The organism is Mesorhizobium sp. M1396 (genome assembly GCF_040317725.1).
Taxonomy (GTDB): Bacteria; Pseudomonadota; Alphaproteobacteria; order Rhizobiales; family Rhizobiaceae; genus Mesorhizobium.
The window spans coordinates 1-20,386 of sequence record NZ_JAMYLA010000077.1; the positions used below are offsets into that span (position 1 = coordinate 1).

The window sequence follows — 20,386 nt, forward strand, 5'->3', positions numbered from 1 at the left end:
CGTCCGTCAGTACAAATCGCGCCATTCAAAGCTTGAATCACAATCAGGCTCAAAGTGGAATCCTGAATCTCAACAGGCCCTAGGCCCTGGTCGTCGATGACCGCGAGGCGGTTGTCCGATTATCCCCCTGCCAGCCTCGGCAGCAGGAAGATTTCGGCGCCTTTTGGCAATTCCTTCGACCAGGTGTCGCGATAGATCGTTCCGTCGATGGCGACGGCGATGCCTTTGTCGATCAAGGGCTCGAGGCCGGGATACTGTTCAGCCAGCTTCCTGAACAGCTCCCTTATGTCCTTGGCCTCGATCTCGACCTTGTTCTTGCCTCCGGCGACAGCACCTAGCGATCCCCAGAGCGTCACTTCGACCATCAGCCTGCCCGTTCCTCCAGCGCCGCCAGAATGCGCGGCGGCGACATCGGGATATGCGTCATCCGCACCCCGACCGCATTCGACACCGCATTGGCGATCGCGGCTAGCGGCGGCACGATCGATGTCTCGCCGACGCCGCGCACCCCGTAAGGGTGGTTGGGGTTGGGGATTTCGAGGATCTGCGTGTCGATCATCGGCAGATCCGAGCAGACCGGGATGCGATAGTCGAGGAAGCCGGGGTTCTGGAGCCGCCCGTCCTTGCCGTAGATATACTCCTCGTTGAGCGCCCAGCCGATGCCTTGCGCGGCACCGCCCTGGTACTGTCCCTCGACATAGGTCGGGTGCACCGCCTTGCCGGCATCCTGCACGACCGTGTAGCGCAGCACCCTGGTGGCGCCGGTCTCGGGATCGACCTCGATATCGCAGATATGCGTGGCGAAGGAGACGCCCGCGCCGTCGGCGACGAGCTCGCTGTGGCCGGCGATCGGTCCGCCGGTCTTGCCCGACTCGACCGCGATCTCCTTCAGCGACAGCCGCCCAAGATTGCCGTGCTTCTCGCCCTTGGCAATCGCGTGGCCTTTTTCCCAGACCACGTCGTCGACGGAAATGTCCCACATCTGCGCGGCGCGTTCCCGCAGGATCTTGATTGCGTTGCGGGCGGCCGAGATCGTCGCCATGGAGGACGAGAAGGTGCCCCGGCTTCCGTCCGTCATGTCGTTGTAGCCGAGGCTGGAGGTGTCGGCGACAATCGCCTTGACCTGCTCGTAGGCGATGCCGAGTTCCTCCGCCGCCACCAGGGACAGCGATGCGCGGGAACCACCCACATCGACCGTTCCGACGGCGAGCGAGACGGAGCCGTCCATGCCGATGTTGAGGTCCGTGCAGGTCTGGCCGCCGAAGTTGAACCAGAAGCCGCAAGCCATGCCACGGCCCTGGTTCTTGCCCAGCGGCGCCTTCATGTGCGGATGGCTCTTCACCGCCTCGAGCGTCGGGCCGATGCCGATCGGGCCGTAGACCGGGCCATAGGAGGATCTCGTGCCTTCCTGTGCGGCGTTCCTGATCCGGAACTCGACTGGGTCCATGCCGACCTCCTTGGCCAGCTCGTCGATCGCGCTTTCCACCGCGAACGCCGCCATCGGCGCCGACGGCGCGCGATAGGCAGCGGTCTTCGGCCGATTGACCAGCACTTCGTAGCCGACCGTCTTGACGTTCTCGAGCTTGTAGCAGGCGAACGCGGTCATGGCACCGATCTCGGCCCACATGCCGGAATAGGGGCCGCAGGAATAGCGCAGTGTCGCCTCGGCGGCGGTGATCGTGCCGTCCTTGCGGGCGCCGATTCTGACGTCGATCGAGGTGGCGCTAGTCGGACCCGAGGCGCGGAACACCTCGTCGCGGGTCATCACCAGCTTGACCGGGCGGCCGGCCTTTCGCGACAGCGCCAGCGCCACCGGCTCGGCCCAGACATGGGTCTTGCCGCCGAAGCCGCCGCCGATCTCCGAAGAGGTGACGCGCAGCTTGGAAGCTTCCATGCCAAGCAGCTGGGCGCAATGCTGGCGGTAGACGAAATGGCCCTGCGTGCAGACCCAAAGATCGGCGGTGCCGTCGGAGCTGACGCTCGCCACGCAGGCATGCGGCTCGATATAGCCCTGGTGCGTCTGCCCGGTCTTGAACGAGCGCTCGACGATAAAGTCGGCATCGCCGAACCCCTGATGGACATCGCCATGGCCAAACTGGCTGCGCTTGGTGACGTTGGACGGTTTTACCGGCTTTTCCTCCAGGCCCTCGGTGAAGATGGCGTCGTTGATGAGGGGAGCGGAGTGCTGCATCGCCTCGTCGACGTCGGTGACATGCGGCAGAATCTCGTAGTCGACCTCGATCAGCTTCAGCGCCTGCCTGGCCGTGCGGGCGTCCACGGCCGCGACCGCGGCCACCGCATGGCCGTCATAGAGCACCTTCTTGCGCGCCATGCAGTTGTCGAGGATGTCGTACATGGCGGCATCGCCATCGGTCAGGTCGGGCAGGTCGGCCGCGGTGATCACCGCCTTCACGCCGGGGAGTTTTTCCGCTCTCGACGTGTCGATCTTCTTGATCGTTGCGTGGGCATGCGGGCTCCTGAGGACGCGCCCGACCAGCTGGCCGGCCATGTTGAAGTCGGCGCCGTAGCGGGCGCGGCCCGTCACCTTGTCGACGCCGTCGGGACGGATCGGACGTGTGCCGACCGACGCGAAGTTGCGAGCCGAATAACGCGGATCGAAATTCATGGTCACGCTCCCTTCATCACGCTGGCGGCGTCCTGGACGGCGCGCACGATCTTGTCGTAACCGGTGCAGCGGCAGAGGTTGCCGGCGAGGCCGAAACGGATTTCCTCCTCGGTCGGGTCGGGGTTCTTGGCCAGAAGGTCCTTGGCCGCGATCAGGAAGCCCGGCGTGCAGATGCCGCATTGCAGCGCCGCGTGCTCGAGGAACTTCTGCTGCAGCGGATGCAGTTTGTCGCCATGCGCCATCCCCTCGATGGTCTCGACGCGCCGTCCTTCAGCCTCCGCGCCGAGCACCAGGCATGAGCACACCAGCCGATCGTCGAGGATGATGCTGCAGGCGCCGCAGTCGCCGGTGCCGCAGCCTTCCTTGGCGCCCGTCAGCCCCAGGCGATCGCGCAGGACGTCGAGCAGCGTCTCGTCCGGTTGGCAAAGGTACTCGACGCTGTCGCCGTTGATTGTCGTTGAAACCGCAACTCCAGCCATCATTTGCCTCCTGCACGTGCGTAGGCGGTCGTGGCGGCCCGCTTGGCCAGCACGCCCGCAACCTTCCGTCTGAATTCGATGGTGCCGCGCTTGTCGTCGATCGGACGGCAGGCCCCCGAGCAAACCTTGGCGAGCCGCTCCAGCGTCGCTTCGTCCAGCTTGGAGCCGATGAGGACCTCCGCGGCCTCTTCGACCAGAAGCACCGTCGCCGCCACGGCGCCCAGCGCAACGCGGGCCGATTCGACGACACCGTGCTCGTCAATCGTCAAATTCACGCCGGCACTGACCACCGCGATATCCATCTCCGTGCGTGGAATGAAACGCAGATAGGCATCGCCCGAACGCGGCGCGCGTTTGTCGAGCAGGATCGCTTCGATGATCTCGCCTTTGGCCAAGGAGGTCTTGCCCGGCCCGGTCGGCACGCTCTGTACGGGAATCGTGCGCCTGCCCGCCGGCCCGACGACCGATGCCCTGGCGCCCGCCGCAACCAGCGCCGGCACGCTGTCGGCAGCCGGCGAGGCGTTGCAGAGATTGCCGGTGATCGTGCAGCGTCCCTGTACCTGCTTCGAGCCGATCAGCTTGGCCGCTTCGACGACGCCGGGCCATGCCTTCTTCAGGGCCGCGCTCTCTCCCAGGACGGCGCAGGGGACCGCGGCACCTATGCTGAAGCCTTCAGCCGTTTCGCCGATCTCGCTTAAGGACTCGATCGCCTTGATGTCGACGATCAGGTCGGGTTCGACAAAACCGCCCTTCATCCTGACCAGGAGGTCGCTGCCTCCCGCGAGGATGGCGGCCGTGCCAGCCGAACCGGCCAATTGGCCAACGGCATCTTCGATTGAAAGCGGACGTATGTAGCGCATCGTCTCCCCTTGATTATCGCAATCTCAGCGACCGTTATAAACAGTCTCCTCATAATGGCTATCCGGTTCCTGATCCGCGGCGATTGGGCCAGAGGGCGCAAATAGACCGAACTGGCGTGCGGCCTGAGTGGCAGGAACCGGCTTGAAGAGGAACTTGGGGAAACTTCAGCCATGGATCAAGTGCGCTCATTCGCCTGGCTCCCTCATCAGCCGGTCGATGCGGCAGCGAAGACCGCCAGTTGAGCCTCGAAGGCACGCTTGAAGGCCGGCCGCGCTTCGCCACGGGCGACATGGGCGGAGCGGTTGGATAGTCGGTCAGCAAATCCGATCGGTTCGAGTCCCATCAGACGCTGAGTGCGTCCTTGAGATTCTAGCGCAGCAGCCCTTCCGCCTCGAACGTGTCCCAGCCTTCCAGCTTTGGCCGTGAAGCATCATCCTTTCCCGAATTTCCGGTGCCGCGGGCCTTGCCCTTCCGCTTTCCTGCTCGCGTCAGGGCGGCCTTACCTGCCCCGCGCCGTCTGTTTTCGGAGGCTTCCCGCGCATCTTCCTCCCTCCAGGCTGTCGCCAGGTCACGATCGAGAATGTCCTCGATGTGTCGTGGATCGAAGACATGGAAGGTTACGGCCCTGGATCGCCCGCGCATCTTCACGGTGCGCGTGCCGACGCTTTTCAGGCGGCCATCCCTAAGCCACTTGTGACGTTCGCGGGAGGAGATTGTGAGAATGTCTTCAGCCTCTCGCGGAAGCACGGGCAGTGCTTCGATCCCCTCCAGCGTCCTGGAGATGGCTGCCCCCGCGGCCTGGAACGCATCCGCGTCGGTTTGCGCCATACGCAATACAATGCGGCCCGTCTCAGCCTTGACAAACGTCCTCACCGCCCAGGGCAGACGAGCTCGAATTTCGCGTTCGATCCCCTTCAATCGTAGGGACGAGCCAAGCGTCGCCGATGGCGGTAGCGGCCACTCGGCAACCAATGACGACGGGCTTGTACTCACGCCTCGCTCGGATGTCCGATCAGGGGCGGTGAAAATCGCCGCTACGATGCCAGTCGTCAACTTTCGAAAGGAACCGCGCTGCTTGCCTGCAGAATCCATGTCTCATCTTCGCTCACCAAGGGCCTCCGTGGAATGACAGTTCGCACAGAAAACAACCGAAATCATGCTCGGATAGTTCCCTTAGCTCGCGGAGGCGAAGGCCGGTGCGTTCAATCGGCAGATTCACCCGCTATTCAGGTTCGATCGCGACGCGGCTTGGACAGCGTTGTCGAGAGTGCGCCATCGCTGACCCACGCCATCGGGTAGTGGCCATCAACCCGCGGCCAGCCATTTGCGAGACTGGGCGAAGGTCTTGAAGGCCTTGGCCTCCATCGGGCGGCCAAAAAAGTAGCCCTGCAGGATATCGCAGCCGAGCTCTTTCAGGATGCGCGCGTGCTCCATCGTCTCGACGCCTTCGGCAACCACTTCGATGCCGAGCGATTTGCCGATCTCGATGATCGACTCCACCAGGTGCCGCTGCGCCATCGAGCCGGTGATGGGCGTGATCAGCTGGCGGTCGATCTTGAGGCGGCGCGGCTGCAGCTTGAGCAGCGATACGATCGAGGCATGGCCGGTGCCGAAATCATCGATCTCGATATCGATGCCGAGATCCTTGATGTGTTCGATGTTCCAGGTGACCAGATCATCGTTCTCGTCGAGGAAGATGGATTCCACCAGCTCGAACGATATGGTTCCCGGCTTGATGGCGAGCTTGCGCAGGCCCTCGATCAGATCCTTGTCCTCCAGGCGCCGGGCCGAGACGTTGACCGACACGCGCGGGATATTGAGGTGGGCGCGCGACCAACGCTCGAAATTGTCCAGCGCGTGCTTGAGGACGATGCGGTCGATCAGCGTCACGACATTGAGCTCTTCGGCCACCTTCAGGTAGGCGTCGGGGGCCAGGATGCCGCGTCGCGGATGTTTCCAGCGCGACAACGCCTCGACGCCGACGATCTCGAGCGACTTGGCGTCGAACTGCGGCTGGTAGTAGGCGATGAATTCGTTCCGCTCCAGTCCGCTCAGGATCTCATCGGCGGTCTGCTTGGTCCGCACGATCTCGCTCTGCAGCTCCTCGTTGAAGAACTCGTAGCGGTTGCGCCCACGGCCTTTGGCCCGGTAAAGTGCGAGATCGGCGTTGACGAGCAACTGCTTCACGTCGACCCCGCTGTTGGCGGCAATGCCGATGCTGACCCCGAACCGGCACGGATGGCCCCGATAATCGACCGGCTGGCGCATCTCCTCGATGATGCGGTCGGCGAGTGCCGAGAGCTCGTCGTCGTCACGCCCATGGGTCACCACGACGAACTCGTCGCCGCCGATGCGTGCAACGAAATCGGCGGAGCCGGCATTGGCCTTGATGACCTTCGAAGCCTGCACCAGCATGGCATCGCCGGCTGCGTGGCCGAGCGTGTCGTTGATTTGCTTGAAGCGGTCGAGGTCCAGATGCAGCATCGCCGTGCGGCGGTCGGGTTCGCCGGTTTCGGCCAGCATCTCGTCGAGATAGCGGCGGTTGGGCAGGCCGGTGAGCGAATCGTGCAGCGCCACATGCTCGATGCGTGCCTTGGCCAGCTTCAGCTCGGCGTTCTTGGATTCCGACAACTGGCGCTCGCGAATGAGGTTCTCGTTGAGCAGCACGTCGCTGGTCACCTCCCATTCGGCGCCAATCAACTTGGGCGTGCCGCCAGTGCCCTGAACGAAGCTTGCGCGCGTGCGCACATGGCGTATGGCGCCATCGGGGCGCAAGAGCCGGTATTGTGAGGAATAGGGGCCTTTTTTCGCCGCGGCCGAATCGAAATCTTGTTTTGCACGCTCGATATCTTCGGGATGGATAGCCTGCGCCCAGTCGGCATAGCTGCGCGGCTTGCCGTCGGCGGACTTGCCGTAGATTTCGTTGACACGATCGTCCCACACCAGTTCGTTGGTGGCGAGGTCGTGTTCCCATACGCCGATGCCCGAGGCATCCAGCGCCAGTTCCAGACGACCGGACAGGCGCCTCAGCTCGGCGTCGTTTTTCTGCCTTTCGCCGAACAGCCGCCCGGCAATGAGGATCGGCAGCACCACCAGCGCGCCGGCGAGCAACATCAGCGACCGCAACGTCCACTGGTTCTTCGGAGCCGCTGGCCAGCCACCCTTGGGGATGGCCGAAATTCGCCACGAGCCTGAAGGCAGTTGCACATCGGCGGACACGGGGTTGCCGGCGACGACATTGTCGCCGCCGAAGAAACGTTCACCGCCGGCGCCCAGCGCATCCTTGCCGATGAGCGCGACATCGATGTCGAGATCGGGGTTGGTCAGCCCGCTCGCCGCATAGAGCCGGTCGACATCGACCACAGCCGAGACGATGCCCCAGAAGCGGGTGCCGCCGCTCGCGGTCGGCACAAAGACCGGGATGCGACCGATGAAGCCGCGCCCGCCCTGCGCCAGGTTGACCGGGCCGGCGAGCACCAGCGCGCGCTGGTCGCGCGCCCGTAGCGCCGCCATGCGTTGCGCCTCGTTCTTGCGGTAATCGAGCCCGATCGCCTTCTCGTTGCCTTCCATCGGATACATCAGTGAGATGACGAGGTCGGGCGCGCCGGCGATGTTGTGCAACTGTGATTTCTGCCCGAACAGGTTGCGCGCAAGCGAGGCAAATCTCTGCTGGCCCATATAGGGCTCCGTAACGATGGTCGAGACGAGTCCCTGAACAAGCTGAAGATTGCCGTTTATGTTGCCTTCGAGCTTGGCGCGGATGATGCTGACCTTGGCCAGTACATCGGCACGTGCCAGTTGATCGGAGACCCTTTTGTTCTGCTGGTCGGCAACGAGGGCGCAGACCAGGAGCACGACAAAAGCGATCGCCGCCGGCAAATTGGCGGAAGAAAAAATGGCCTGCCTCACGCGGCCGAGACTGAATTCCGTTGTGGCCAATTCGACCCGAACACCTTCCTGAACAGCAGCCCCCACTCGATCCTAGTAGCAAACGCTTAAATTTGCCCTTCCAGGCTGACGGGAAGTTTCAGTATCAAACTCCGCGGGCATTTCAGCTCGCGGGCTGAACCAGTGCTCATGGTGGTGCGCGATCACATGTCGCTGACCGGACTTTCCAAATTGGATTGATCGCGAAAGCCGCCGGCAACACTCAGTCCGATCTGGTCGGCGGCGAGCTGCAAAAGCTGCACACGCGAGGCGACCTCCAATTTGCGATAGATGTTGTTCATATGGATTTTCAGTGTGCCTTTGGAGATGCTGATATCGGACGCTATGCGTTCGTACGGCGTCTCCGTGGCTACCAGTCGGGTGATCTCCATCTCTCGCCTGGTCAGCCGCGACGACAGTTTCTGCCATTTTGTCCGGCGGGACGCCTCGTTGTGCATGGCCTTGCCGACAATCTCGGCCGGCAGCCAGCGGCCACCCGCGGCAACCTCGTGGAGGCATCTGAGCAGCGCCTCGACGGCGGTCTCCTTGAACACGATTCCGGCAACGCCAACCGCGACCGCGTCGTAGAGCTGGGCTTGCGAGGCACCGACCGTCAAAATCACGCAAAGCGTCGCAAGGCCCTGCCTGCCGATTTCAGCGGCGATGTCGAGACCGCTCAGTCCCGGCATGCTGATGTCGAGCACGGCGACATCAGGCACGTCGCGTCGGATCATCGCCATGGCGGCGGTGCCGTCCTGCGCCGAACCGACCACCCGGAAACCGGGATCGCGGGCAATCAGGTCGGTCAGGCCGTGCAGCAGCAGCGGATGGTCGTCGGCGACGAAAACCGTAGTGACCATATTCATCTCGCCAGCAGCTCGATTGCCCGCGCCGGGTCGCCGACGTCGCGCCGTGCCGGAGCGGTATCGTCGCTTGAATTCGGTGACGGCAGTCGCCGCTCATGCTCAGTCACGGTGTCTTCTCCCTTGCGCGTCCCACAGGATACCCGGCGCCGCGGTGTTCGCGTCAGCGGTTATTGCCCGGTGGATGCGGAAGCCCAGTTTGCCCTCGATGCGAGAAGCGATGACGACAGAAACATTGCGCTCGCACAAAACATTAGTAACTACTTAGTTAATGTTGCCACGCCTGGTTGCCCGCTCCGATGGTTAAAAAATGACGGGTTGCATGGGTTAGACAGCCAAAAGGGTGCGGATGAGGCTTTCAAACCTAAGAAATAACAAATATGGATGAGCACAATAGCCAAATTGTTCGTAAGGAACGTAAGTTATACCTAGAATATATCTGAGACATATCCGGTACAAGTCGCGGCGGCCTGCGCATTAACCTTCGGCCGTCATCTATAACCCAAGTTATATGGACAAGCTCCCTCATGGCGTTGCAAGAACTAGTTAACAAAGGGTGAAGGGCGGCGACAAATCCTTTGTGGGCAGAAATGGGGCGCGCCTCAGGGCGCTAGGCGCGAACACGTGTGTGTGCGCGCCATGTTGGGGAGTAAGTAAAATGGCTACCAATGTTGCAACCGCTGGCGGTACCACCGTATCGTTCAGCAATACATCACAGGCACAAGGCGATAGTTTCGTCGCCACGAACGACACATATTCGCTGGACACCATTCTTAAGTTCGACGTCATGGCAAATGATCTCGGTGGTGGGGCCAAGTCGCTCTATTCGGTCGATGGCGAGGGCAGTGCAAGCACCGGCACGAAAGTGCCTGCTCCTGCGGATTTGCTTGATTCCGACAAGGATCATGCTCTGGAAGCGGCCGATTTCGGCTGCCAAATACAGGTCACGGCGGATGGCCAGTTCGGAGTCAAATTAACCCAGGATTTCCTGGACCATATGGCGACAATCGATGCGGATCATTACGAGACGATCAATTTTACCTATGCCATTCAGTTGGGCAACGGCACGCTGAGCTGGGCCACAGTGTCGATCGGCTTCCAGGGCACGCATGTGGTGACGCCACCGGACGACGACGCTCCGGATCCGGCGACGGCGCTTTCCCACGGTTACTGGATGACCCATCCTTTGAGTGGTTCTGAAGGGTTCGCAGCTGCCGTTGGCGGCACCAGTTTCGACGACTTCTTCAACCTCGATGCCCCGATTGACCGAACATGGGTCGACCAGTCCACAGGAGGCCAGAACCCCACAATCGCGAATCTGGCAGATCTGACGTTCGAACGGGCTGTCGCTTTCGGAAATGGTGCCGGTGCGCCCGGCGATACGACGAGCCCGGCGATCGCGGGGGATTTTCAGGACCTGGTGCGTGAAGCAGCAACAGCGGTGCTGAATTTCTACGACGCCGATCACAGTGCCTCGTTTGTGGACTGGTACATCTATGAACGAAATCACAACGACAATGATGGCGTCATCGGCAACAATCCCACAGACGCCACATCGGTCCTTGCCGATCTGAAGGCTCAGGTCGACGCAACGATATCGGGAGATGCAGGAGCTTATTCGGTCGACGCTCTCGCGACCATACTGCACGCTACCCACCACGACGTCTAAGCGCAGCTCACAAGTATTCAACCGGAGTTGCGCCGAAGCACAGCTCCGGTTGAATACAAAATGCAAAAGCAGCCAGTTGCTCACAACCGCGGGAGCGCCCGATTGGCGCGTACAGGATTGCGTGTCAGTAACAATGTCTACCTGGCTCAACACAGTGCTCAAGTTGCTTGGCATCGGTCTCGTGACCGGCGCCTTGTTGTTCGCGGGGGCGCTTCCGGTTCCGATCAAGCTGACGGGCTCGCTATCCCTTATGTTCATCATATTAGCTATGTTCATTGTCGGCATCGTGCTGCTTGTGGGCCGGATTATCGACAGCCACCGCCGCCGCACCGCCAATGGTGCCGACTCGATAGCTGTCGCGGGCCGCGGCTCGCGCAAGAAGGCAGGTGCTTCGCCTCGGCGTTCCGAGCTTGCGGTGGCGCTGCGCTCCTGCCGTTCGGCCTTTGTCGCCATCGCGCTCTTCAGCGGCATGATCAACATTCTGATGCTCTCCGGCTCGATCTACATGCTGGAAGTCTACGACCGGGTACTGCCGAGCCGCAGCCTGCCGACGCTGGTGGGCCTCAGTCTCCTCCTCGTCATTCTTTACGGTGGCCAGGGGCTGCTCGATTTCATTCGCGGCCGCATCCTTGTGCGCATCGGCGGCGCTCTCGACGAGGCACTAGGTCCCCGCATCTATGCGAGTGTTCTCAGGCTGCCGCTGAAGATCGGCCATACCGGCGATGGCAATCAGCCCATCCGCGACCTCGATAGCGTTCGCGGATTCCTCTCAGGTGCGGGCCCCACTGCCTTGTTCGATCTGCCGTGGATACCGCTTTATCTGATCGTCATCTTTGCCTTCCATGTCGTTCTCGGCATGGTCGCTCTGCTGGGCGCGATAGTGCTGGTGTTGCTAACCATCGTTGCCGGACGTCTCACGCGCGGGCCGGTCAATTCCGCAACCAGGATCAAGGCGGCCGGCGCGCATGATCTCATCGTCGGGTTCCGCGACGGTTACGAGACGCAGATCGGCGAACTCGGCGAGGCTGTCTCGGCCGGCCAGCGCCAGCGCATCGCGCTGGCCCGCGCGCTTTATCGCGATCCGTTCCTGGTGGTGCTCGACGAACCCAATTCCAATCTCGACGCCGAAGGCGAGCAGGCGCTGTTCCAGGCGATCGTTTCGGTGCGGCAGCGCGGCGGCATCGTCGTGCTCGTGGCGCACCGGCCAAGCGCGCTCGGCACGGTCGATTTCATCCTCGCCATGAATCAGGGCCGCGTCCAGGCGTTCGGCCCCAAGGACGAGGTTTTGGCCAAGCTGTTTCCACGGCCGCAACCAGCGGTGGCCGCCGTGCCGCGGCTCAGGCTCGCCACCGAAGAGCCGGCGCCGCCGCCTGTCGCGGCGGCGGGTGAGTGAGGATCCACGATGCTCAGTCCCTCCCACCAATCCATTCGACGCTACATGCGTTTCGGCCTCATTGCGGTCGCTCTGCTGGTCGGCGGCGTCGGCGGCTGGGCCTCGCTGACCCGGATTTCGGGAGCGGTCATCGCGTCGGGAGTGCTGGTGGTCGATTCCCACGTCAAGGATGTGCAGCATTCGACCGGCGGCATCGTCGGCGAGATCGCTGCGCGTGACGGTGATCGCGTCAAGCGCGGCGCGCTGCTTGTGCGCCTCGACCCGACCATGCCGGCGGCCAATCTCGCCGTCGTCACCAAGGCCCTCGACCAGCTGTCGGCGCGTGAGGCGCGACTCGATGCCGAACGCCGGGGCGCCGACGCCATCGCCTTTCCGCAGGACCTTCTCGACCGACGCGGCGATCCGGCGATCGCCGAGATCATTGCCGGCGAGGAACAGGTTTTCGGGACGCGGCGGGCGGCCCGTTCCGGTCAGAAGAGCCAGTTGCAGGAGCGCATCCTCCAGCTGCAGAAGGAGATCGGCGGCGACACCGCCCAGGCTGATGCCAAGACGCAGGAAATCGCGCTTGTCGAGGAGGAACTGGCCAGCATTCGCGCGCTATGGAAAAAGCGGCTGATCTCCATCGACCGCCTGACCGCCATGGAGCGCGAGTCGGCGCGGCTCGACGGCGAGCGCGGCCAGTTGACGGCCGCCCTGGCGCAGGCCCAAGGCAAGATCGCCGAGATCAATTTGCAGATCATCCAGATCGACCTCGAGCTCAGCACCGACGTCAACAAGGATTTGCGCGAGATCGACGGCAAGGTCGGCGAACTGACGGAGCGCAAGATCGCCGCCGAGGACCAGCTCAGGCGTATCGACATTCGCGCGCCGCAGGACGGCGTCGTGCAGCAGTCCATCGCCCATACGATCGGCGGCGTCATCACGCCTGGCCAGACGATCATGCAGATCGTGCCCGACAGCGACAGCCTGACTGTCGAGGCCAAGATCGCGCCGAGCGATATCGACCAACTCTGGATCGGCCAGCCGGCGGCGCTGCGCTTCTCGGCCTTCAACCAGCGCACCACGCCGCAAATCAACGGCACGGTCGAGCGCACCTCGCCGGACACGACAACCGATCAGCGCACCGGTATCAGCTACTACACCGTCCGCATCGCGACCACGAGCTCCGAGGTGGCGCGCCTCGGCGAGGTCAAGCTGGTTCCGGGCATGCCGGTCGAATCCTTCATCAAGACCGCCGACCGGACCGTGATCTCCTACCTCGTCAAGCCGCTGCAGGACCAGATCAGCCGCGCTTTCAGGGAATGAGAAGACGGTCGGCAACGCCAACCCTTTGATCTTTACCCTAAAGATCCGCCTCGGCGAAGATGCGCGAGGCCCAGTCGAGGAAGACGCGCAGGCGCGGCGAGAGCTGTCTGTTTTGCGGGTAAAGCGCCGACAGCGGCGTCGGCGATGGCGGGTAGTCGGCCAGCACCTCGATCAGCCTCCCATCGGCAAGGTCCTTCTCGAAGCGATAGCGCGGCGCCTGGATGAGGCCGAGCCCAAGCCGGGCCAGATCGGCGGCGGTGTCGGAATTGTTGGCCGCCACGCGCCCCGGCAGCCGGACCTCGCGGGTCTTGCCGCCGACGGTGAACTCGAACGGAAGGGTCTCGCCAGTGCGCGACGAGACGAAGCCCACCGCCTGGTGACCGTCGAGCGCATCGGGGGAGGCGGGTGTGCCGTGGCGCTCGAGATAGGCGGGGCTGGCGCAGGTCATCTCGCGGATGACAGCCAGGCGCCGCATGATCATGCCGCTGTCGGGCGGCTCGCCAACGCGTATCACGCAGTCCACCCCCTCGCGCACGAGATCGACCAGCCGGTCGCTCTGGCCGATCTGCAGGTCGATCCTGACATACCGGGCAAGGAATTCCGGCAGGCGCGGCAACAGGAACGTGCGGGTGAGCAACGTGCTGGCGTCGATGCGCAGCAGGCCGAAGGGCTCGGCGTTGCGGAAGGCGGCCTCGGCATCCTCGATCTCGGCCAGGATCGACAGGCAGCGCCGATAGTAGGCCTCGCCGTCCTGCGTCGCGTTCACCTGCCTGGTCGTGCGTTCCAGGAGGCGGGCGCCGAGATGCTCTTCCAGCCGCCGGATCGCTTCCGTCGCGGTTGAACGCGACAGGCCGAGATCGGCCGCGGCAGCGGTGAAGCTGCGCCGCTCCAGAACGCGGACGAAGAGCCGCATCGTGTCCAGCCGATCCATGGCCTTTGTTCGCAGTTTCCGAATAGTGATGTCAACAGGCGGCTGATTATCCGGAAAGTGGCTTGGCCTATATCCGTGTGATCAAGCGGAGACACTTCCATGACAAATGATCAAACCAGAACGGCGATCGTGACCGGCGCCTCCAAGGGCATCGGTGCCGCGATCGCGCAGCGGCTCGCCCGCGACGGCGTTGCCGTCGTCGTCAACTATGCACGGGGACGCGCGGAGGCCGAGGAGCTTGTGCGCGCCATCGAAGCCGGCGGCGGCAAGGCGATCGCCGTACAGGCCGATATCGCCGATCCGGCCGGCATAGCGGCGCTGTTCGACGCTGGCGAGAAGGCGTTCGGCGGCATCGACATCCTCGTCAACAATGCCGGCGTCATGAAGACGTCGCCGGTCGCGCAGACCGATGACGCCTCGTTCGACACGCAGGTCGCGATCAATCTCGGCGGCGTGTTCCGTGGCATGCGGGAAGGCGCGCGCCGGCTTCGCGACGGCGGCCGCATCGTCAATTTTTCCAGCAGCGTCGTCGGTCTCTACCAGCCGGGCTACGGCGTCTACGCCGCCACCAAGGCAGGCGTCGAGGCAATGACCCACATCCTGGCCAAGGAGCTTGGCGCGCGCCGCATCACCGTCAACGCGGTGGCGCCCGGACCGATCGAGACGGCGCTGTTCACGGACGGCAAGAGCGAGGCCCAGATCGAGGCCATCGGCAAGATGATCCCGCTCGGCCGGCTCGGCCAGCCCGACGACATTGCCGGGCTGGTCTCGTTCCTGGCCGGACCGGACAGCGGCTGGGTCAACGGACAAATCATCCGCGCCAATGGCGGCGTGATCTGAAGGAAAGACAATCTTGATCACCGGCGCTTCAGCGGCTTCGGCGAATTGCTCCATCCCAAAGCCTGAAACCCACCTCACACAGCAAGGAAACCACCATGCCATTCGCCAACATCAAGATACCGCAGGCCGCGCTTTCCAAGGCGCAGAAGGAAGACCTCATCCATCGCACGACCGCCATGTTCGTCGACTTTTTCGGCGAGGGCGTTCGCCCTTACACGATGGTGCTGGTGGAGGAGGTCGCCGATGGCGGCTATGGCCGGGCCGACGAAGTGTTTGTCGTGCCGGACGTTTTTCGCGCAAAGGAATAGCTGCGGATCAGACCTTGGAGAGGGGTCATTTCACAAACGACCCCTCGCTGCCTCAGCCGTCTTTCGTCGCCCCAATCCAATCGGTCCCCACTTCGGCGAACAGCCAGTCGCGGAACGCCCTGATCTTCTTCTGGCGCAGCGAGCCGTCGCGGTAGACGACGTAGTAGCGCGAGGCGGATTTCAGCGCGAGGTCGAAGGGACGCACTAGCCGCCCCGCCGCCAGATCGGCCGAGACCAGCGCGCTTCGGCCGAGCAGCACGCCTTCGCCATGCACCGCGGCCCCGACGGCGAAGGTGGCGGAATCGAAGCGCACGCCGCGCTTGGGGTCGACGTCGCCGACGCCGGCATGTTGCAGCCATGTCGCCCAGTCGATGCGAAAGGCGTCATGGATCAGTTTGTGATGCCTGAGATCCCCGGGCAGGCGCAACGGATGTTCGCCTTGCAGCAGCTCCGGGCTGCAGACAGGGAAGACCTCTTCAGGCGGCGCTGAAATCGATGTCGCCGGCCGGCAAGGGGTCGCCAAGAGCAAGGATGGTCGCAACCTCAGGGCAATCCTCGACCTCGTCGAGCGCCGCATCTCCCCATGCGGCGCTGTCGTGTGAGAGCTTGCCCGAAATTGTGGCGGAGGTCGACAATTTGACGGTTAGTCCTGCGTTGTCGAAGGACGGCGTGGCTCTAGGTGAAATCATTCTCATTTCCCCACGTCGGCGCTGCCTCTCACCTGCCTGCCGGCATCCTCTCCCCGTAAACGGGGCGAGGGACGCTCGCGCCTCGGCTTTCGCCAATCGTCAATGGTTGACCTCACCAGCCATCCGCCCGATAGGTCCGCTCCAAGCACACCACTCGAGAAACCCCGATGCCTTCAGACACCAACCTCCACGACGCGCCCGCCCCGGACACCACCTGGCAGGCCGAAATCCGCGCCGGTGTTCGCCATGTGCGCGATCTCGTCTCCCTGCCGCTGTCGCCCGCCGAGCGCGCGGCGGCTCAAAGCGCGGCGGCGAACCACAAGGTTCGCGTCCCCAAAGCCTATCTCGACCTGATCGACTGGAACGATCCGGCCGATCCGATCCGGGCGCAGGTCATCCCGTCGCCGGACGAACTTGTCGAGCAGGAGGGTGAACTCGACGATCCGATCGCCGACCATGAATTCAGCCCGGTGCCGCGGCTGACGCATCGCCATGCCGACCGGGTGCTGTTGTTCCCAACCTATCAATGCGCGGTCTATTGCCGGTTCTGCTTCCGAAAGGAATCGCTGACCTCGATCGGCAGGGGTTATACCCGCGAGGCGCTGGAGCCGGCGTTGGCCTATATCGCCGATCACTCCGAAATCCGCGAGGTGATCCTGACCGGCGGCGATCCGCTGTCGCTGCCCGATAAGGCGCTGGCCGAAATCTTCGCGCGCATCGAGGCGATCCCGCATGTGCGGCTGCTGCGGCTCCACACGCGCGTGCCGGTGGCGCTGCCCTCACGCATCACACCGGGGCTGGTCGCGGCTTTGCAGGGCCGCCTCATGGTCACAATCGTCACCCATTTCAACCATCCTCGGGAGATCACGCCCGCGACCGAGACAGCCTGCCGGACGATGCGCCAGGCGGGCTTCGTGCTGCTCAACCAGAGCGTTCTGCTCAAGGGCATCAACGATACGGTCGAGGTGCTGGAGGAGCTCTGCCGCGAGCTGATGTACCGGCTCGGCGTCAAGCCCTACTATCTGCACCACGGCGACCTTGCGCGTGGCATGGCGCACCGGCGCACGACGATCGCGCAGGGCCAGGCGCTGGCCGGCGCGCTGCGGGCGCGGCTGTCGGGCATCTGCAACCCAGTCTATGTGCTCGACCTGCCGGAAGGTGGCGGCAAGGTGCCGATCGGGCCTTGCTATGTCGAGGGACGGGACGTGGAGGGCTGGCGGCTGCGCGGGCTGGATGGGGCGGTGAGGGAGTATACGGAGATCGTTGGCGCGCAGGAGGCTTCGAAGATTCCGACTGCCGGCTCGTGACGCCAGGAAACTTCCACCGGATAATCCTACTGCGTCATAGCGACCGTTCATAATGGCCAGCGTCTGCGCCGCCCCTCACCTCCCTGCCGGCATCCTCTCCCCGTGTATAGTGACGGAGAGAAGGTGCTGCTATCGGCGATTTTGCCAATCTCCAGCGTTGCGGGAAGAACGCCGGCGTTGCGGTCAGCCGCTGCGTGATCATGTCCGCCGGCGTCGCCCCGGCGTTTCTCTGGAACCAGCCTTGAGGCCCCGCATTCTATAAGCAGCAGCTTAAGGAGTGTGTCGTGAGGGCGGTGTTTGGACTGGTCTGCGGCTTCGTGCTGACCCTTGCGATCTTCGCTAGCGGACTGGGATTCGCCGTCTGGCTGCTTGCCGCGAAGCCGCCGCGCCAGGCATCTGCCACCGTCAGCGTGGCGGAGCTGTGGACCAAAAAAGCGCGGCCGGTGAACAAGGCGGCGCAGAGCCTCGAGCGCTTGCCGGCCGAGCAGTCCGCGTCCCCCGATATCGCCGCCAAGCCCCGGGAAACGGCACCTGACCCCACCGTCACCGGCGCCATCGCGCCCGGCGCGGCCGAACTGCCGCCTCCGCATCTCGCCTGGTGCGCCAGCCGCTATCGTTCCTACCGGCCGGACGACAACAGCTACCTGTCCTATAGCGGGCAGCAGCGCCCCTGCATCTCGCCTTATCTCGACGTCGCCGACCGCGCCGCCCAGCCCGCCGCCGGCTATGGCGCCGGCGCCGGGTTGGGCGTCTACGCAGCCGACGACGGCGGCGCCGAGCTTTCCGCCGACCATGTCGACTATTGCTTCAGCCGTTACCGTTCCTACCGCCCGGAAGACAACAGCTACCAGCCATACTCCGGCGGACCGAGACGGCAATGCCAATAGCGTGCCGAGCCCGCGCGCCGCAGGGCATGGCGCGATCCCGTCACGAAATTTTTTGGATCGTTCGGGTTGGCGCGGCGTTTATCCCTGACCCAAGGAGGACCCTAGACATGGACGACGACCGGAACGACAGGATTCGTGAGCGCGCATACCAGATCTGGGAACGAGAAGGCAGGATGCATGGCGATCCCGAGCGGCACTGGCACCAGGCCGAGGCCGAGATCGACAGGGAGGCAGCGCTGCCGCTGACGGCGGGCGACGCGCAAACCGGCGAGATCGCCAGCACCGACGTGCTGGAAGTCGAGGCGCTGGCGGTGCGCACCGGCATATCGGGCGACGAGGCGCAGGCGCTGATCGACCGGCTGGGCCACGACCGCGCCGCCGTCGAGCAAGCCGCGCGCACCCTCAAGACCAAAAGGCGGCGGAGCCCTGATGAGGGACAAGCGAAATGATCCGAAAACTGAAAGACGGAAAATACCGCCTCTATTCACGCAAGAAGGACGAAAAGACCGGCAAGCGGCGGAACCTCGGCACGTTCGATACGCGGGAGGCTGCGGAGAAGCATGAGAAGGAGGTGCAGTATTTCAAGCGGCATTGAGGGGTGCCCATTCAATCATCCGCGCGAGATCTTCACGTACCGAACAGCCGCACCCAGCCCCGCGAGGTTCAACTCGCGGCGCGAGGGTTGGAGCGCACGATGCACCGCTGACCAAATTGTCATGCCGCGCGGCGTCGGCATGACAATTTTCGCCAGGTCGCTGGCCTCTTGCAGGCTTCGCGACGCATCGGCTTCCATGGTTCTCAACCGATTTTGACGCGCCGCGTCACCTGGCCATTGCTCTCCCAGTATGTGTGCTTCTTGGCAATCAGGGGATCGTCCATTGCCGGTTGAACCTGTCCCGTGGTGCTGACCGCGCGCGAGGTCACCTTGTGTTCTCCTGGCGAGGGATTTGCCCAGGGCAGGGACCAGATTTTCCAGGCATGTTCGGCCTCTTCGCTGTGGTCGATGGTCGCCGGCGCCCAGGGCGCTTGATCGATTTGCACTTCGACCCGGTCGATCGGTGCCCCCCAGGCTGCTCCGACGATGGCGTAGTCCGAGCCTTTCTTGGTGACCTTCGCGGGTGCCGACTTCAGCAGCGCCCGGCCCACCGAGGTCTCGGCCCATACGGTCTCGCCATTGTGGTCTTCCTCGCGGATGGTGACATAGTCACGGGCCATCAGAAGGCTCATGAACCTTGTGTCGCGAACCTCGATGCGTTTCAGCCACTTGACGTTGGCGATCCCGTACCAGCCCGGAGCAATGAGCCGCAGCGGGGCACCGTTGGCCGCCGGCAAGGCGGCGCCGTTCATTTCATAGCAGAGGAGATTGTCGGGGCTCATCGCGTCGGCGAGCGACATGCTGCGCGCGAAATTCTGCTTCATCTTGACGTCGCGTATTGCGACCTCGCTTTCGTCAGTCCCGAAAAAGACGACCTCGATGCCCTTTTCCAGAACGCCGGCTTCCTCGATGATCGGCGCCAGCGGCGTCCCTGCCCAGCGGGCATTGCCGATGCCGCCGGTGAAAAAGGGAAAACCGTGGTTACCCGAGCATTCCACCGTGAAGACCACCTCCTTGCGCGGCCGCGCCTTGATGTCGGCGAGCGACAGCTTCAGGGGCTTCTTGACCAGGCCCTCGATCTCCATGGACCATGTCTTCTCGTCGATCGTCGGTCGATTGAAATGCGAGATGCTGAAGAACTTGTCGTTTGGCGTTATCCAGCTATCCAGATCCTCCCAGACAAGCTGCGTCTTGATACCTTCCGGATTGGGGTTTTCGGTCGGCTGATCCAGCCACGGAACGACTTCCTCGCCCGCCTGTGCTGGAAAAGCGTAGGCGCGACGCGAAAGAGCAGCGATCGCGACAAGAGCCGCGCTTCCTTGAACAAGAAGTTCTCTGCGTTGAATGCCATGCATGTTGTTTACCTCCCAGTTGATCCGGAACAGGCTGCAACGTGCGATAGGCCGTAGCCCGATCACGGATAGGCGACACAATGGAAGTCATGCCCAGCCGGAAGTATCCGGATAGGTCAGATAATCACCGACGCACCTCAAGCATGTGTTGGGCGAAACTCTAGCATGCGTTTCGCAACCCAAGAGTGCGCCTTTGAAAGGGGCGTGTCCACAACTTGGACGGGTCATGACAATTTTGTGGCAGACCGATTTCCTGTGGTGCCATTGCTGCCTAGGGCCTGTTGAGATTCAGGATTCCACTTTGAGCCTGATTGTGATTCAAGCTTTGAATGGCGCGATTTGTACTGACGGACG

The 20,386-nt window shown here is 63.3% G+C and carries 21 protein-coding genes and 1 pseudogene; 9 read left to right on the top strand and 13 right to left on the bottom strand.

Annotated features, from left to right (window positions below):
* Nucleotides 1–119 precede the first annotated feature (119 nt).
* From NKH02_RS31440 to NKH02_RS31475, 8 genes and pseudogenes are all read right to left on the bottom strand, one after another.
* Nucleotides 120–365: a MoaD/ThiS family protein gene (locus NKH02_RS31440; protein WP_352872815.1), complete on the bottom strand. Its 246-nt coding sequence runs from the start codon at nt 363–365 to the stop codon at nt 120–122.
* On the bottom strand, nt 365–2,626 hold the full coding sequence (locus NKH02_RS31445; RefSeq protein ID WP_352883554.1) for a xanthine dehydrogenase family protein molybdopterin-binding subunit: 2,262 nt from the start codon (nt 2,624–2,626) through the stop codon (nt 365–367). Before NKH02_RS31445 ends, NKH02_RS31440 begins: the two co-directional genes overlap by 1 nt.
* 2 nt (nt 2,627–2,628) lie before the next feature.
* The gene (locus NKH02_RS31450) at nt 2,629–3,105 is read right to left on the bottom strand and encodes a (2Fe-2S)-binding protein (RefSeq protein WP_352883556.1); all 477 of its coding nucleotides are present in this window, start codon (nt 3,103–3,105) and stop codon (nt 2,629–2,631) included.
* On the bottom strand, nt 3,105–3,965 hold the full coding sequence (locus tag NKH02_RS31455) for an FAD binding domain-containing protein (RefSeq protein WP_352883559.1): 861 nt from the start codon (nt 3,963–3,965) through the stop codon (nt 3,105–3,107). The genes NKH02_RS31450 and NKH02_RS31455 overlap by 1 nt, the downstream gene beginning before the upstream one ends.
* A gap of 206 nt (nt 3,966–4,171) precedes the next feature.
* Nucleotides 4,172–4,273, bottom strand: a pseudogene (locus tag NKH02_RS31460) (glutathione S-transferase family protein); the annotation flags it as partial.
* A gap of 62 nt (nt 4,274–4,335) precedes the next feature.
* Nucleotides 4,336–5,058, bottom strand: a complete 723-nt coding sequence (locus NKH02_RS31465) for a hypothetical protein (RefSeq protein WP_352883561.1) — start codon at nt 5,056–5,058, stop codon at nt 4,336–4,338.
* Nucleotides 5,059–5,271: 213 nt separating this feature from the next.
* Nucleotides 5,272–7,875, bottom strand: a complete 2,604-nt coding sequence (locus NKH02_RS31470; protein ID WP_352883589.1) for a bifunctional diguanylate cyclase/phosphodiesterase — start codon at nt 7,873–7,875, stop codon at nt 5,272–5,274.
* Between the two features lie 182 nt (nt 7,876–8,057).
* The gene (locus NKH02_RS31475) at nt 8,058–8,753 is read right to left on the bottom strand and encodes a response regulator (protein WP_352883563.1); all 696 of its coding nucleotides are present in this window, start codon (nt 8,751–8,753) and stop codon (nt 8,058–8,060) included.
* 661 nt (nt 8,754–9,414) lie between these two features.
* Here NKH02_RS31475 and NKH02_RS31480 point away from each other — a divergent pair.
* From NKH02_RS31480 to NKH02_RS31490, 3 genes are all read left to right on the top strand, one after another.
* Nucleotides 9,415–10,425 (top strand): hypothetical protein, encoded by a 1,011-nt coding sequence (locus tag NKH02_RS31480; RefSeq protein ID WP_352883565.1) that lies wholly within the window; start codon nt 9,415–9,417, stop codon nt 10,423–10,425.
* 133 nt (nt 10,426–10,558) lie between these two features.
* Nucleotides 10,559–11,818: an ATP-binding cassette domain-containing protein gene (locus NKH02_RS31485; protein WP_352883567.1), complete on the top strand. Its 1,260-nt coding sequence runs from the start codon at nt 10,559–10,561 to the stop codon at nt 11,816–11,818.
* A 9-nt stretch (nt 11,819–11,827) separates the two neighbouring features.
* Entirely contained in the window at nt 11,828–13,123 is a 1,296-nt protein-coding gene (locus NKH02_RS31490) for an HlyD family type I secretion periplasmic adaptor subunit (protein WP_352883569.1), read from the top strand.
* A 37-nt stretch (nt 13,124–13,160) separates the two neighbouring features.
* On the opposite strand, the gene NKH02_RS31495 is transcribed toward NKH02_RS31490, so the two are convergent.
* A complete protein-coding gene (locus tag NKH02_RS31495) occupies nt 13,161–14,054 on the bottom strand; it encodes a LysR family transcriptional regulator (protein WP_352883571.1) in 894 nt (297 codons plus the stop codon).
* 99 nt (nt 14,055–14,153) lie between these two features.
* Between NKH02_RS31495 and NKH02_RS31500 the strand changes: the two genes are divergently transcribed.
* Both NKH02_RS31500 and NKH02_RS31505 read left to right on the top strand, forming a co-directional pair.
* Entirely contained in the window at nt 14,154–14,894 is a 741-nt protein-coding gene (locus NKH02_RS31500) for an SDR family oxidoreductase (RefSeq protein WP_352883573.1), read from the top strand.
* Between the two features lie 95 nt (nt 14,895–14,989).
* On the top strand, nt 14,990–15,202 hold the full coding sequence (locus tag NKH02_RS31505; RefSeq protein WP_352883576.1) for a tautomerase family protein: 213 nt from the start codon (nt 14,990–14,992) through the stop codon (nt 15,200–15,202).
* A gap of 52 nt (nt 15,203–15,254) precedes the next feature.
* Here NKH02_RS31505 and NKH02_RS31510 read toward each other — a convergent pair whose 3' ends face one another.
* Together NKH02_RS31510 and NKH02_RS31515 are read right to left on the bottom strand one after the other, a co-directional pair.
* A complete protein-coding gene (locus NKH02_RS31510; RefSeq protein WP_502913880.1) occupies nt 15,255–15,629 on the bottom strand; it encodes a LysR substrate-binding domain-containing protein in 375 nt (124 codons plus the stop codon).
* Between the two features lie 49 nt (nt 15,630–15,678).
* Entirely contained in the window at nt 15,679–15,891 is a 213-nt protein-coding gene (locus NKH02_RS31515) for a hypothetical protein (RefSeq protein ID WP_352883592.1), read from the bottom strand.
* Between the two features lie 167 nt (nt 15,892–16,058).
* On the opposite strand from NKH02_RS31515, the gene NKH02_RS31520 reads away from it, so the two are divergent.
* The 4 genes from NKH02_RS31520 to NKH02_RS31535 all read left to right on the top strand — a co-directional run bounded on the left by NKH02_RS31520 (nt 16,059) and on the right by NKH02_RS31535 (nt 18,680).
* On the top strand, nt 16,059–17,198 hold the full coding sequence (locus tag NKH02_RS31520; RefSeq protein ID WP_352883578.1) for a KamA family radical SAM protein: 1,140 nt from the start codon (nt 16,059–16,061) through the stop codon (nt 17,196–17,198).
* 284 nt (nt 17,199–17,482) lie between these two features.
* Nucleotides 17,483–18,085, top strand: a complete 603-nt coding sequence (locus NKH02_RS31525; protein ID WP_352883581.1) for a BA14K family protein — start codon at nt 17,483–17,485, stop codon at nt 18,083–18,085.
* Between the two features lie 107 nt (nt 18,086–18,192).
* Nucleotides 18,193–18,534 (top strand): DUF2934 domain-containing protein, encoded by a 342-nt coding sequence (locus tag NKH02_RS31530; RefSeq protein WP_352883583.1) that lies wholly within the window; start codon nt 18,193–18,195, stop codon nt 18,532–18,534.
* Nucleotides 18,531–18,680 carry a hypothetical protein gene (locus NKH02_RS31535; protein ID WP_010910556.1) on the top strand — a complete coding sequence of 50 codons (150 nt, stop codon included), beginning with the start codon at nt 18,531–18,533 and terminating at the stop codon, nt 18,678–18,680. Before NKH02_RS31530 ends, NKH02_RS31535 begins: the two co-directional genes overlap by 4 nt.
* A 15-nt stretch (nt 18,681–18,695) precedes the next feature.
* Here NKH02_RS31535 and NKH02_RS31540 read toward each other — a convergent pair whose 3' ends face one another.
* Both NKH02_RS31540 and NKH02_RS31545 read right to left on the bottom strand, forming a co-directional pair.
* Nucleotides 18,696–18,878: a hypothetical protein gene (locus tag NKH02_RS31540; RefSeq protein ID WP_352883585.1), complete on the bottom strand. Its 183-nt coding sequence runs from the start codon at nt 18,876–18,878 to the stop codon at nt 18,696–18,698.
* A gap of 5 nt (nt 18,879–18,883) precedes the next feature.
* On the bottom strand, nt 18,884–20,035 hold the full coding sequence (locus NKH02_RS31545; RefSeq protein WP_352883587.1) for a sulfite oxidase: 1,152 nt from the start codon (nt 20,033–20,035) through the stop codon (nt 18,884–18,886).
* Nucleotides 20,036–20,386: the final 351 nt, after the last annotated feature.